Origin of the sequence: Streptomyces corynorhini (genome assembly GCF_003346515.1) — a bacterium.
Taxonomy (GTDB): domain Bacteria; phylum Actinomycetota; class Actinomycetes; order Streptomycetales; family Streptomycetaceae; genus Streptomyces; species Streptomyces corynorhini.
Map to the genome: position 1 here is coordinate 15,262 of NZ_QQNA01000030.1, position 13,116 is coordinate 28,377.

Annotated in this window: 11 protein-coding genes; 4 read left to right on the forward strand and 7 right to left on the reverse strand. The window is 70.2% G+C overall.

Features of this window, described 5'->3' with window-relative positions; all coding sequences use genetic code 11:
- Nucleotides 1–81: 81 nt before the first annotated feature.
- Entirely contained in the window at nt 82–510 is a 429-nt protein-coding gene (locus DVH02_RS05195; protein ID WP_114622487.1) for a Rieske (2Fe-2S) protein, read from the reverse strand.
- Between the two features lie 65 nt (nt 511–575).
- A complete protein-coding gene (locus DVH02_RS05200) occupies nt 576–1,115 on the reverse strand; it encodes a MarR family winged helix-turn-helix transcriptional regulator (RefSeq protein ID WP_233518042.1) in 540 nt (179 codons plus the stop codon).
- A 427-nt stretch (nt 1,116–1,542) separates the two neighbouring features.
- Between DVH02_RS05200 and DVH02_RS05205 the strand changes: the two genes are divergently transcribed.
- A complete protein-coding gene (locus DVH02_RS05205) occupies nt 1,543–1,737 on the forward strand; it encodes a ferredoxin (protein ID WP_114622488.1) in 195 nt (64 codons plus the stop codon).
- Nucleotides 1,738–1,783: 46 nt separating this feature from the next.
- The gene (locus DVH02_RS05210; protein WP_114622489.1) at nt 1,784–3,001 is read left to right on the forward strand and encodes a cytochrome P450; all 1,218 of its coding nucleotides are present in this window, start codon (nt 1,784–1,786) and stop codon (nt 2,999–3,001) included.
- A gap of 64 nt (nt 3,002–3,065) precedes the next feature.
- Here DVH02_RS05210 and uvrA read toward each other — a convergent pair whose 3' ends face one another.
- Nucleotides 3,066–6,098 (reverse strand): excinuclease ABC subunit UvrA, encoded by a 3,033-nt coding sequence (gene uvrA, locus DVH02_RS05215; protein ID WP_114622490.1) that lies wholly within the window; start codon nt 6,096–6,098, stop codon nt 3,066–3,068.
- Nucleotides 6,099–6,353: 255 nt separating this feature from the next.
- On the opposite strand from uvrA, the gene DVH02_RS05220 reads away from it, so the two are divergent.
- Both DVH02_RS05220 and DVH02_RS05225 read left to right on the forward strand, forming a co-directional pair.
- The gene (locus DVH02_RS05220; protein ID WP_114622491.1) at nt 6,354–7,040 is read left to right on the forward strand and encodes a maleylpyruvate isomerase family mycothiol-dependent enzyme; all 687 of its coding nucleotides are present in this window, start codon (nt 6,354–6,356) and stop codon (nt 7,038–7,040) included.
- A gap of 38 nt (nt 7,041–7,078) precedes the next feature.
- Nucleotides 7,079–7,732, forward strand: a complete 654-nt coding sequence (locus DVH02_RS05225; RefSeq protein WP_114622492.1) for an MBL fold metallo-hydrolase — start codon at nt 7,079–7,081, stop codon at nt 7,730–7,732.
- Nucleotides 7,733–7,853: 121 nt separating this feature from the next.
- On the opposite strand, the gene DVH02_RS05230 is transcribed toward DVH02_RS05225, so the two are convergent.
- The 4 genes from DVH02_RS05230 to DVH02_RS05245 all read right to left on the reverse strand — a co-directional run bounded on the left by DVH02_RS05230 (nt 7,854) and on the right by DVH02_RS05245 (nt 13,112).
- Nucleotides 7,854–8,873, reverse strand: coding sequence for a TerC family protein (locus DVH02_RS05230; protein WP_114622493.1), 1,020 nt, complete (start codon nt 8,871–8,873; stop codon nt 7,854–7,856).
- Between the two features lie 371 nt (nt 8,874–9,244).
- Entirely contained in the window at nt 9,245–9,811 is a 567-nt protein-coding gene (locus tag DVH02_RS05235; protein ID WP_114622517.1) for a TerD family protein, read from the reverse strand.
- A 185-nt stretch (nt 9,812–9,996) separates the two neighbouring features.
- Nucleotides 9,997–12,120: an excinuclease ABC subunit UvrB gene (gene uvrB, locus DVH02_RS05240; RefSeq protein WP_114622494.1), complete on the reverse strand. Its 2,124-nt coding sequence runs from the start codon at nt 12,118–12,120 to the stop codon at nt 9,997–9,999.
- Nucleotides 12,121–12,194: 74 nt separating this feature from the next.
- Nucleotides 12,195–13,112, reverse strand: coding sequence for an MHYT domain-containing protein (locus DVH02_RS05245; protein ID WP_114622495.1), 918 nt, complete (start codon nt 13,110–13,112; stop codon nt 12,195–12,197).
- Nucleotides 13,113–13,116: the final 4 nt, after the last annotated feature.

A 13,116-nucleotide genomic window follows, 5' to 3' on the forward strand; every position in this document is an offset into this window, starting at 1 on the left:
CTGTCGGGCACCGACAGCGGGGCGGCGCAGGGCGGCGCGGGGCGGCTCGTCCGCCGCCGCGCTCGTCCGCCGTCAGGGCCGTCAGCTCCGCGGGCCCGCGACGAGTTTGCCGCCGGCCGCCGTCACCGGGACCTCGGGCAGCGGCGCGGTCGCCGGGCCGTGGAGCACCTCGCCGGTGGTGACGTCGAACTTGCTGCCGTGGCACGGGCAGTCCCCCACGGTGCCCTCCAGCTTCTCCAGCAGGCAGCCCGCGTGCGTGCACTGCGCGCTGAACGCCTTGTACCGGCCCTTCGCCGGGCAGCTGACCACCACGCGCTGTTCCTTGTAGAGCTTGGCGCCGCCGACGGGCACCTCGGACGCCTCGCCGAGATCGACCGGCGCGGTGGGCGTGGGCGTCTCCGCGTGGCCGAGCTTCGAGTCGGTGGAGCAGGCCGCCGCCCCGAGTCCGGCCATCCCGGCGAGGGCGGCGCCCTTCAGCACGGTACGGCGAGGGGCTGCGGGGCCGGCCATGGTGTCTCCACTGCTCAGGGGGTCGGTGACATACCTGACGATACCGATACCCTCCCGGCGGCCGGTCAGGGGCCGCCCTCGGCGGCGTCGTCCCCGGCGTCGCTCCCGGCGTCACGCCCCGCGCCGCCGCCGGAGCCGGTCCCGCCGGTACGGCGGTGGCTGGAGATCCGCCGCAGCACCTCCACGGCGGCGTCGATGCGGTGCGCGGCCACTCCGTCGAGGCTCTCCGACAGCGACGCCTGGAAGGCGCGGTCGACGCGTGTCAGGGTGTCCGCGCCCAGCGGGGTGGGCGTGATGCGCTGCACTCTGCGGTCCCTCGGCTCCGATACGCGTTCGACCAGGCCCTGCCGTTCGAGTTCCCGTACCTGCCGGGTGACATGGGGCGTACGGACGCCGAGGCGCTCGGCGATCCGTCCGATCCGCAGCGGCCGCCCCTCCTCCACCAGCACGCGCAGGAGAGCGAGCCCGGCACGGTCGACCGGCATTCCGGCCAGGGCGACGATCCGCTCGTGGGTCCGGGGACGGGTGAGGTCGTAGGCGAGCGCGGACAGCAGCGCCTGCAGCTCGGCGATGCCGCGTCCCGTCCGGTCGGATGAACCGTGCACACGGCCATCATGCCGGAGAGCGGTGGCGCCTAGGCCGTGTCTGACAAATGGCGCCGTCCGCCCGTAGGGCGGGGCTCGCGGCGTCTGGTGCGTGCGATCGCAAGGCGGAGGATCGCCCGTGTACTGGACGTACTCGGGCGACTCCGACAACGCAGCGAGCGTGCGTGCCAGACGCCGCGAGCCAGGCGGGATTTGTCAGACACGGCCGAGGCGCGGCGGGACATCCGAGGCGCGAGAACGGAGCGGTGCGACAGACGGGGCGGTGAGGTCACGCGCGGCGCGGCCCCGGGACCGGCGGCGCGGAGTTGGCCGAAGACGTACTTGCCCCATACACGCATCAAGGAGAAGCTACTTAAGGTAACTAACTTCAGCCCCGCGCGCCGTTCTCCGCGGAGAACCGGTATCCGCGGAGAAGTGGAGAAGGCCCATGCGCATCGCGATCGACCAGGACAAGTGTTGCGCCGCGGGACAGTGCGTCCTCGCGGCCGACGATCTCTTCGACCAGCGCGACGAGGACGGTGTCGTCGTCCTGCTCGACGCCGCGCCGCCCGCGGGCGCCCTCGACCGGGCGCGGGAGGCGGCGACCCTGTGCCCGGCGGCGGCCATCGAGGTCAGCGCCTGAGATCCACACGACCGACCGGCCACCCCTACTGCCCGGAGGAAGCGTCATGCCCGAGACGGCCGTCCCCACCTTTCCGCTCAGCCGCGCGTCCGGCTGCCCCTTCGACCCCCCACCCCGTTACGCGACGCTGCGCGAGGAAGAGCCGGTCTCCCCGATCCGGCTCTGGAACGGGCAGGTCGCCTGGCTGCTGACCCGTTACGCGGACCAGCGCGCCGTACTCGCCGATCCGCGGTTCAGCGCCGACGTCACCCGCCCGGGGCACCCGGCCCAGAGCGCGGGCGTCCAGGCCAGGCGCGCCCCCGACCGGCTGCCCTTCATCGCCCAGGACGACCCCGAGCACAATCACCAACGGCGCATGTTCACCGCTCACTTCACGGTCAGGCGCGTCGCCGCCATGAAGCCCCGCATCCAGGAGATCATCGATCGGCTCCTGGATCGGATGGAGGCGGCGGGACCGCCTGCCGATCTGGTGAGCGCGTTCGCCCTGCCGATGCCCTCGCTCGTCATCAGCGAACTCCTCGGCGTCCCCCACCGGGACCACGGCCTCTTCCAGCGCGCCGCGCGCACCCTGGTCACCCTCGCCAGCACGGCGGAGGAGTCCAGGGCCGCCGCCGGGGAACTCGCCGACTATCTGGACCATCTGATCACCGTCAAAGAGCGCGAGCCCGCCGACGATCTGCTCAGCAGCCTGGTCGCGGAGCGCGTACGCACCGGCGAACTGGGCCGGGAGTATCTGGTCGAGAACGCGATTCTGCTGCTGAGCGCGGGCCACGAGACCACCGCGAACATGACCGCCCTGGGCACCCTCGCCCTGCTCCACCACCCCGAACAGCTCGCCGTCGTCCGCGACAGCGACGACCCCGCTCGCGTGGCCAACGCCGTGGAGGAGCTGCTGCGCTACCTCACCATCACCCACAGCGGGCGGCGCCGCGTGGCGACCGAGGACGTGGAGATCGCCGGCACGGTCATCCGCGCGGGCGAGGGAGTCGTCCTCGCCAACGACGCGGGGAACCGGGACGGGACCGTCTTCCCCGACCCCGACCGTCTCGACATCGACCGGCCCGAGGTGCGCCGCCACATCGCCTTCGGCCACGGCAGCCACCAGTGCCTCGGCCAGAATCTGGCCCGCGCCGAGCTGCAGCTCGCCTATCCGGCCCTGCTGCGGCGCTTCCCCGGCCTGCGCACCACCGTCCCGGACGGCGAACTCCGCTTCAAGGAGGACATGCTCGTGTACGGCGTCCACGAGCTGCCCGTCGCCTGGTAGGGCGCACGCCCCGGCCGTCGTCCGTCCCGTACGCCTCCGGTGAGGCGGACGGGACGGACGCGGGTCAGGAACGGCGCGAGCCGGTGGCGGACTTCTTCCCGGCCGCCTTCTTGGCGGCGGCCGGGGTCTTCGCGGCTGGGATCTTCGCCGCCGGGGTCTTCGCCGCGGTCGGCTGCTTGGTCGCCGCGGCCTTCCTGGTCGCTGTCTTCCTCGCCGTGGCTTTCTTCGCCGGGACCGCCGCGTCGCTGATCCGCTCGGCGTCCAGGATGCCGCTCAGGAACTTGCCGGTGTAACTGGCGGGGACCGCGGCGACCTGCTCCGGGGTGCCTTCCGCGACGACGAGACCGCCGCCGTTCCCGCCCTCGGGACCCATATCGATCACCCAGTCCGCCGTCTTGATGACGTCCAGGTTGTGCTCGATGACGATCACCGAGTTGCCCTTCTCGACCAGTCCCGACAGCACGGTGATCAACTTGCTGATGTCCTCGAAGTGCAGCCCGGTCGTCGGCTCGTCCAGGACGTAGACCGTACGGCCCGTGGAGCGCTTCTGCAGCTCGCTCGACAGCTTCACGCGCTGGGCCTCGCCGCCCGAGAGGGTCGGCGCGGACTGGCCGAGCCGGACATAGCCGAGACCGACCTCGTTGAGCGTCCGCAGGTGGCGCGAGATGGTGGGAACGGCCTCGAAGAAGTCCAGCGCCTCCTCGATCGGCATGTCCAGCACCTCGGCGATGGACTTGCCCTTGTAGTGGACCTCCAGCGTCTCCCGGTTGTAGCGCGCCCCGTGGCAGACCTCGCACGGGACGTAGACGTCCGGCAGGAAGTTCATCTCGATCTTGATCGTGCCGTCGCCGGAGCAGTTCTCGCAGCGGCCGCCCTTGACGTTGAAGGAGAAGCGCCCGGGGAGGTAGCCGCGGACCTTGGCCTCCATCGTCTCCGCGAAGAGCTTGCGGACATGGTCGAAGACACCGGTGTACGTGGCCGGGTTGGAGCGGGGCGTACGGCCGATGGGCGACTGGTCGACATGGACGACCTTGTCGACCAGGTCGTCGCCGTCGACCCGGGTGTGCCGTCCCGGCACCGACTTCGCGCCGTTCAGCTCGCGCGCCAGATGCGTGTAGAGGATGTCGTTGACCAGCGTCGACTTGCCGGAGCCCGAGACTCCGGTGATCGCCGTGAACACGCCCAGCGGGAAGGAGACGTCGATGTCCCGCAGGTTGTTCTCGCGGGCTCCGTGCACCGTGAGCCGACGCGCCGGGTCGACCGGGCGGCGGACGTCCGGGGTCGGGATGGACCGCTTGCCCGAGAGGTACTGGCCGGTCATCGACTCCTTGTTGGCCAGCAGCCCCTTCAAGGGGCCCGAGTGCACGACCTTGCCGCCGTGCTCCCCCGCGCCGGGGCCGATGTCGACCACCCAGTCGGCCACGTTGATGGTGTCCTCGTCGTGCTCCACGACGATCAGGGTGTTGCCCATGTCGCGGAGCCGGACCAGGGTCTCGATGAGCCGGTGGTTGTCCCGCTGGTGCAGGCCGATGGAGGGCTCGTCCAGGACGTACAGCACCCCGACCAGACCCGAGCCGATCTGGGTGGCCAGCCGGATGCGCTGCGCCTCGCCGCCGGAGAGGGTGCCGGCCGCGCGGTTGAGCGAGAGGTAGTCGAGGCCGACGTCGACCAGGAACCGCAGCCGCTCGTTGACCTCCTTGAGCACCCGCTCGGCGATCTTCTTGTCGCGCGCGTTGAGCGTCAGCCTGCCGAGGAAGTCGGCGCAGTCGCTGATGGACAGGGCGGAGACCTCGGCGATGGACTTGTCCATCACCGTGACCGCGAGGACGATCGGCTTGAGCCGGGTGCCCGCGCAGGTCGGGCAGGGCACCTCGCGCATGTAGCCCTCGAAGCGCTCCCTGCTGGTGTCGCTCTCGGCCTCGGTGTGCCGCCTCTTGACGAAGGAGACCGCGCCTTCGAAGGCGGGGGTCGTGTAGGCGCGCTCGCGTCCGTACCGGTTGCGGTAGCGGACCTCGACCTGCGTCTTGTGCCCGTGCAGCAGGGCCTTCTTGGCGCGCTGGGGCAGTCCGGCCCAGGGGATGTCCGTACGGAAGCCGAGGGCCTTGGCGAGGCCGCCGATCATCCGGCCGAAGTACTCCTTGGTGTGGCCGTGGGACCAGGGGTGGATCGCGCCCTCGTCGAGGGACTTGTCCTCGTCGGGGACGATCAGCTCGGGGTCGACCTCCATGCGCGTACCGATGCCCGTGCAGTCGGGGCAGGCGCCGAAGGGCGAGTTGAAGGAGAAGGAGCGGGGCTCCAGCTCCTCGAAGGAGAGGTCGTCGTACGGGCAGTACAGATGCTCGGAGTACATCCGCTCGCGCTCGGGGTCGTCCTCGGGGAGGTCGACGAAGTCGAGCACGACCATGCCGCCGGAGAGCCCGAGGGCGGTCTCGACGGAGTCGGTGAGCCGGCGCTTCGCGCCGTCCTTGACCGTGAGGCGGTCGACGACCACCTCGATGGTGTGCTTCTCCTGCTTCTTGAGCGTGGGCGGCTCGGTGAGCTGGACCGTCTCGCCGTCGACCCTGGCCCGGCTGTACCCCTTGGTCTGGAGGTCGGAGAAGAGATCGACGAACTCTCCCTTGCGCTCGCGCACCAGCGGGGAGAGCACCTGGAAGCGGCTGCCCTCGGGCAGCTCCAGGACCCGGTCCACGATGGCCTGCGGCGACTGCCGGGAGATCGGCCGGGAGCACTGGGGGCAGTGCGGCTTGCCGATGCGGGCGAAGAGCAGCCGGAGGTAGTCGTACACCTCGGTGATCGTGCCGACCGTCGAGCGCGGGTTGCGCGAGGTCGACTTCTGGTCGATGGAGACGGCCGGGGAGAGCCCCTCGATGAAGTCGACATCCGGCTTGTCCATCTGGCCGAGGAACTGCCGGGCGTACGAGGAGAGCGACTCCACGTACCGGCGCTGCCCCTCGGCGAAGATCGTGTCGAACGCGAGAGAGGACTTGCCCGACCCGGAGAGCCCGGTGAAGACGATGAGTGAGTCACGCGGGAGGTCGAGCGAGACGTTCTTGAGATTGTGCTCGCGCGCGCCACGGACGATGAGACGGTCGGCCACGCCGGTCCGCACCTTTCTGAAGAGAGACAGGGGCAGAGCCCCGGCCGGACCTGTCGGGTCCGGACCTCGGGGATCGCCGGAACGAATGAATCGCCAAGCGGTGGTCCGCCGGGCTGCGGAGCCGGGCCTGGGAGCGCCCGGATCGGATTGCCTACATGCCAGGATGCCTCTTCCGAGCTTATAGCACGTGCATTCGATTTATGGCCGCCCTCGGTCGTCTTCACCCGATCGAGTGGCGGCGCTATCGTCGACGGCATGATCGATCACGCGCGTGACCTGGAATCCCTACGGGAAGCGACCGAACGACTCCTCGGCGCGGCCGCCGCACTGGACAACGCCGCCGTCGCCGAGCCGTCACGGCTGCCGGGCTGGAGCCGCGGCCATGTACTGGCGCACATCGCCCGCAACGCGGACGCACTGACGAACGTCCTCGAAGGCCGGCCCATGTATCCGGACAGCTCGACCCGTGACGCGGACATCGAGCGGGACGCACCGAGACCCCTCGCCGTCCAGCTCGACGATGTACGCAACACCGCGGACCGCTTCCGGCATTCCGCGGCCCGGCCCGCCGACTGGAGCCGGGTGGTCGCGCTGCGCAACGGTGTGACGGACCTGGCCGCGCGGGTGCCGTTCCGGCGCTGGATCGAGATCGAGCTGCACCATGTCGATCTGGGGGTCGGCCGGGAACTCGAAGATCTGTCCGAGGATTTCACCGGACGTGAGATCGGTTTCCTGACGGAGCGCTTCTCGGGCAACCCCGAGGTGCCTTCACTGACGCTGGCGGCCCCCGGCGGAGGCACCTGGCGCACCGGCCGCGAGGAAGGAACCGCCCTCGCGGTGACCGGCTCCGCCCCCGATCTGCTGGGGTGGCTGGCGGGCCGGCGGGACGGCGCCGCGCTGGACTGCGCGGGCGGCGGGCTGCCCGTACTCCCGCCGCTCTAGAAGCCGAGTGGCCGGGCCTCGGCGATAGGCTGCGCGGCATGACATACAGCGGAGCGGTGAAGGTCGGCGGACCGGCGGACGTGCACGAACTGCCCGCCCTGATGATTTCCAAGGTCGCCGTCGGGCCGATGGAGAACAACGCCTATCTGCTGCGCTGCCGGGCAACCGGCGAGCAGCTGCTGATCGACGCGGCCGATGACGCGCCGACCCTGCTGACCCTGATCGGCGACGACGGCATCGCGTCCGTCGTCACCACCCATCGCCATGGGGACCACTGGCAGGCACTCGCCGAGGTCGTGGCCGCCACGGGCGCGACGACCTACGCGGGCCGGTACGACGCGGAGGGCATCCCCGTCCCCACCGACGTACCGGTCGACGACGGGGACACCGTCAAGGTCGGGGAGAGCAGCCTCAGGGCGCTGCACCTGGTGGGCCACACCCCCGGTTCCATCGCGCTGGTCTACGACGACCCGCACGGTCACGCGCATGTCTTCACGGGTGACTGCCTCTTCCCCGGCGGCCCGGGACGGACGACGGACCCGGCCGGGTTCACCAGCCTGCTGGACGGGCTCGAAGCGAAGATCTTCGGTGCCCTGCCGGACGAGGCGTGGATCTACCCGGGCCACGGCAACGACTCCACGCTGGGCGCCGAGCGCCCGCACCTGGCCGAGTGGCGGGAGCGGGGCTGGTAGCCGCGGGGGCGGCGGCCAGGTCACGGGCGGCCGGGCCCCCGGGCGGCCGTCCGTCCGGTGACCCGGGCACGCGGGGCGAGTGGCGGCTCCGGCACTCGCCCCGCGCTTCTGACCGCGTGGGTCAGACCTGGATGCTGTCCTTGCCGGACTCGCCGCCCCGGCTCCCCTCGTCGCCGTCCGCCTCGGCCGCCGCGCGCTCCGCCTGCCTCTTGGAGGCGATGAGGCTGGTGATCGTGGTGATCACCAGCACGCCGCAGATGACGGCCAGCGAGACCGGTATGGAGATCTCGGGGACGTGCACCCCGGTCTCGTGCAGCGCGTGGAGCACCAGCTTCACCCCGATGAAGCCGAGGATCACCGACAGGCCGTAGCTGAGGTGCACCAGCTTCTTGAGCAGGCCGCCGATCAGGAAGTAGAGCTGGCGCAGCCCCATCAGGGCGAACGCGTTGGCGGTGAAGACGATGTACGGGTCCTGGGTCAGGCCGAAGATCGCGGGGATGGAGTCCAGCGCGAAGAGCACATCGGTGGTGCCGATGGCGAGCATGACCACCATCAGCGGGGTCAGGATCCGCTTGCCGTTGGCCCGGATGAACAGCTTGGTGCCGTGGTAGCGGTCGGCGACGCCGAAGCGCTTCTCGATGGACTTCAGGAGACGGTTCTCCTCGAACTCCTCTTCCTCCTCGTCGGAGCGCGCCTCCTGGATGAGCTTCCAGGCGGTGTACATCAGGAACGCGCCGAAGATGAAGAAGACCCACGAGAAGCTGGCGATGATGGCGGCGCCGGCGGCGATGAACACGGCCCGCAGGACCAGGGCTATCAGCACCCCGATCAGCAGTACGCGCTGCTGGAGGTGGGTGGGCACCGAGAACTTCGCCATGATCAGGACGAAGACGAAGAGGTTGTCGACGCTGAGTGACTTCTCGGTGATGAAGCCCGCGAAGAACTCTCCGGACGCCTGCGCCGTGCCGAACAGCATCAGGCCGAGGCCGAACAGCGCGGCGAGGGCGATCCAGACGACGGTCCAGATACCGGCTTCCCTCATCGACACGTCATGGGGCTTGCGCCCGATGAAGAAGTCGACGGCGATCAGGGCGGACAGACCGAGAATGGTCAGCACCCACAGGTTCAACGAGACGTCCACTGGTCCTCCGGCTTGGTACGGCAACTGATCAGCGTTGTCCGCTGCCGGAGGTCTCCTCCACCCGAGCGGCTCAGCCGCGTCCCGGGCCGACGCCCCGGGACCGGTGGCGGTCCGTATTGACGGGTACGTCGCGATGGTGGGAGTACTCCCCTCCGCTGCGGAGAAGACTACAGCAAAAACCAAGAGAAGGTAAAGAGAAAGGTAAAGGAGTCCCAAAACCGCAGGTCAGCAACGTTGGGACCGATGCTTCCGCGCCACTTGGCGCAAAACGCTATTCAGGGTGTCATCGTGGCAGTCCCCGGTGGATCGCGCGCGGCGACCGGTCGCCGGGGACCGCGTGCGGCTGTCGGGCCGTGGCCGCGGGGCCGTGGCTACAGATGCGGCAGGAGCGCGGGCATCAGGTCCTGGAACGTGCGGCCGTTGGCCGGGGTGCCCAGGGCCGTCATCCGCCAGCCGCCGCCCGAGCGGTGGACCTTCGCCATGAGCCGCGCGGTGTACTGGCCGCCGCCGTCGAGGGTGTACCTGGCCAGCTCCTGGCCGTTCGTCTCGTCGACGATGCGGCAGAACGCGTTCCGCACCTCCTGGAAGGTCTGGCCGGTGAACGAGTTCACCGTGAAGACGATCTGGTCGATATGGGCCGGGACCCGCTCCAGGTCGACGAGGATCGCCTCGTCGTCGCCGCCCAGGCCCGCTCCGCCGACCAGGTTGTCGCCGGTGTGCCGCACGGAGCCGTCGTCACTGACGAGGTGGCGGAAGAAGACGACGTCGACCGGCTGTTTCTCGGCGAAGAGGACCGCCGAGGCGTCGAGGTCGATCTCGCGCGTGCGGGAGCCGAACAGGCCCCGGCGCCGCGCGGCCTGCCAGCCGAGCCCCATCCGCACCGCGGCCAGGGTGCCGCCGCCGGTCTTCTCCAGGCTGATGGCCTGCCCCTTGGCCAGATTGACCCCAGGGCCGCCGGGCGGGCTGCCCTTCGTCACGTCCGCCACGCGCTCTCCCCTTCTCGACCGGTCCCCCGCAACCGTCCGTGTGCGGTTGTGCGGAACCTTACGCAGGCGCGTGCGCGACGCGGCAGACCCGGCCCGGTTCTGTGGCCTTCCCGCGACACACCGGATGTCCCGGCGGGTCAGGCGAGTCCCACCTCTTTCATCTGCCGCAGCTCCTTCTTCAGCTCGCCCACCTCGTCCCGCAGCCGGGCGGCCACCTCGAACTGCAGCTCGGCGGCGGCGGCCCGCATCCGGTCGGTCATCTCCTCGATGATCCCGGCCAGTTCCGCCGCGGGGCGGTCCGTGACCACCGCGCCCGCCGCGCCCGCCTTCCGGCCGGCCTTCGCGCCGAGCGAGGGCACCGGAGCCCTGGCGGGCTTGCCGTCCTTCGTCTGCCGGTAGCCGGTGCCGAGGAGGGCCTCGGTGTCGACCTCCTCGCGCGCGATGGTCGCGACGATGTCGTTGATCTTCTTGCGCAGCGGCTGGGGGTCGATGCCGCGCTCGGTGTTGTACGCGATCTGCTTCTCGCGACGGCGGTTCGTCTCGTCGATGGCCTGCTCCATCGCCGGAGTGATCTTGTCCGCGTACATGTGGACCTGCCCGGAGACGTTGCGCGCCGCCCGGCCGATGGTCTGGATCAGCGAGGTGCCCGAGCGCAGGAAGCCCTGCTTGTCCGCGTCGAGGATCGCCACCAGCGAGACCTCGGGGAGGTCGAGGCCCTCGCGCAGCAGGTTGATGCCGACCAGGACGTCGTACTCCCCGGCGCGCAGCTCGCGGAGCAGCTCGATCCGGCGCAGGGTGTCGACGTCGCTGTGGAGATAGCGCACCTGGATGCCCAGCTCCAGGAAGTAGTCGGTGAGGTCCTCGGCCATCTTCTTGGTGAGCGTGGTCACCAGGACGCGCTCGTCCTTCTCGGTGCGTTCGCGGATCTCGTGCACCAGGTCGTCGATCTGGCCCTCGGTGGGCTTGACGACGACTTCCGGGTCGATGAGCCCGGTGGGGCGGATGATCTGCTCCACGAAGCCGTCGGAGCGGGACATCTCGTAGGTGCCCGGGGTGGCGGAGAGGTAGACGGTCTGGTCGATCCGCTCCTGGAACTCCTCCCACTTCAGCGGCCGGTTGTCGAGCGCGGACGGCAGCCGGAAGCCGTGGTCGACGAGGGTCCGCTTGCGGGAGGCGTCCCCCTCGTACATCGCGCCGATCTGCGGCACGGTGACATGGGACTCGTCGATGACCAGCAGGAAGTCCTCGGGGAAGTAGTCGAGGAGGGTGTTGGGCGGGGAGCCGGGGCCGCGGTCGTCGAAGTGCATCGAGTAGTTCTCGATGCCGGAGCAGGAGCCGATCTGCCGCATCATCTCGATGTCGTACGTCGTGCGCATGCGCAGCCGCTGGGACTCCAGCAGCTTGCCCTGCTTGTCCAGCTCGGCCAGCCGGGACTCCAGCTCGCGCTCGATCCCGTTGACGGCCTTCTCCATGCGCTCGGGTCCGGCCACGTAGTGGCTGGCGGGGAAGATGTACAGCTCCTGGTCGTCGCTGATGACCTCGCCGGTGAGCGGGTGCAGTGTGGAGAGCGCCTCGATCTCGTCGCCGAACATCTCGATGCGGACGGCCAGCTCCTCGTAGACCGGGAAGATCTCGATGGTGTCGCCGCGCACCCGGAAGGTGCCTCGCGTGAACGCCAGGTCGTTGCGCGTGTACTGGATGTCCACGAAGCGGCGCAGCAGCTGGTCGCGGTCCATCTCCGCGCCGATCTTCAGCGGCACCATGCGGTCCACGTACTCCTGCGGGGTACCGAGGCCGTAGATGCAGGAGACCGAGGCGACGACGACCACGTCACGGCGGGTGAGCAGCGAGTTCGTCGCCGAGTGGCGCAGCCGCTCGACCTCCTCGTTGATCGAGGAGTCCTTCTCGATGTAGGTGTCCGACTGCGGGACGTACGCCTCGGGCTGGTAGTAGTCGTAGTAGGAGACGAAGTATTCGACGGCGTTGTTCGGGAGCAGCTCGCGGAACTCGTTCGCCAGCTGGGCGGCGAGCGTCTTGTTCGGCGCCATGACCAGGGTGGGCCGCTGGAGCTTCTCGATCATCCAGGCGGTGGTCGCCGACTTGCCCGTGCCGGTCGCGCCGAGCAGGACGACGTCCTTCTCGCCCGCGCGGACGCGCCGCTCCAGGTCGGCGATGGCCGTCGGCTGATCGCCACTGGGCTGGTAGGAGCTGACGACCTCGAAAGGCGCCACCGTACGTTCGATCTTGGAAACGGGCCGCATGGATCCACCGTACGACCCCGCACCGACAGTCGGGGGTCCCCGGCGGCGGACCGCCCCCGGGAGCAGCGCCCGGCTCACCAGTCGTGGAGGTCCTGGGAGCCGCTGCGCGGCCGGGCGGAGCGGGCCGCGGCCCGGTCCGCGGACTCGCGGTGGGGGGCCCGTGCCCGGGTGCGCTGCGCGGGCACTCCCGTCTGCCCGCACGGACCGGGAACGCCCGGTGCGGCGGGCTCCTCCTCCCGGCTCCGCTCCTGGGCGCGGTCCCGGCCGGCCACCATGAACGGGTCGAACAGCACGGCCACCCCGGCCAGCAGCAGGAAGACCGCCGGGCCGATCAGCATCGGAATGAGCAGGTCGGCGGCCGGTTCCCCGCCGGGGGCGCTGTTGACGTCCGCCAGGTGGACGTGGACGGCGGCCATCCCCGTGTAGTGCAGGCCGGTCGGTGCGACGCCCATCGCCAGACTGGCGGTCAGGCCGGCCAGGAAGCCGCGGCGCGAGACGACGATCCACAGCCCGGCGGTCGCGGCGCCGACGGCGATCAGAACGGACAGGGCGACGGTCGCGATGTCGTAGTCGACGCGCCCGTTCACCCGCATCCCGGCCATGCCCAGGTAGTGCATGGTGGCGACGGCAAGACCGGTGATGATGCCGCCGGTGACCAGCGCCATCCGCGTCGAGCCCCGGTAGCCGACGATGAAGATCCCGATCCCGACCATGACGATCCCCACGGCCAGGCTGGCGAAAGTCGTCAGCGCGTCGTAGCCGATCGGCGCCTCCGCGATGGAGAAACCCGTCATCGCGATGAAGTGCATGGTCCAGATGCCGGAGCCGATCGAGGCCGCGCCGAGGGCGAGTCCGCCCGGCTTCCAGGAGCTGCGGGCGCGCAGGGATCTCACGGTGCAGCGCAGGCCGAGCGCCGCGCCGAGCCAGGCCATGAGAAAGGCCGCCACGGGTGTGACGAGGCCGTAGCTGAATCCGTCGATGGTGCCCTGCATAGTC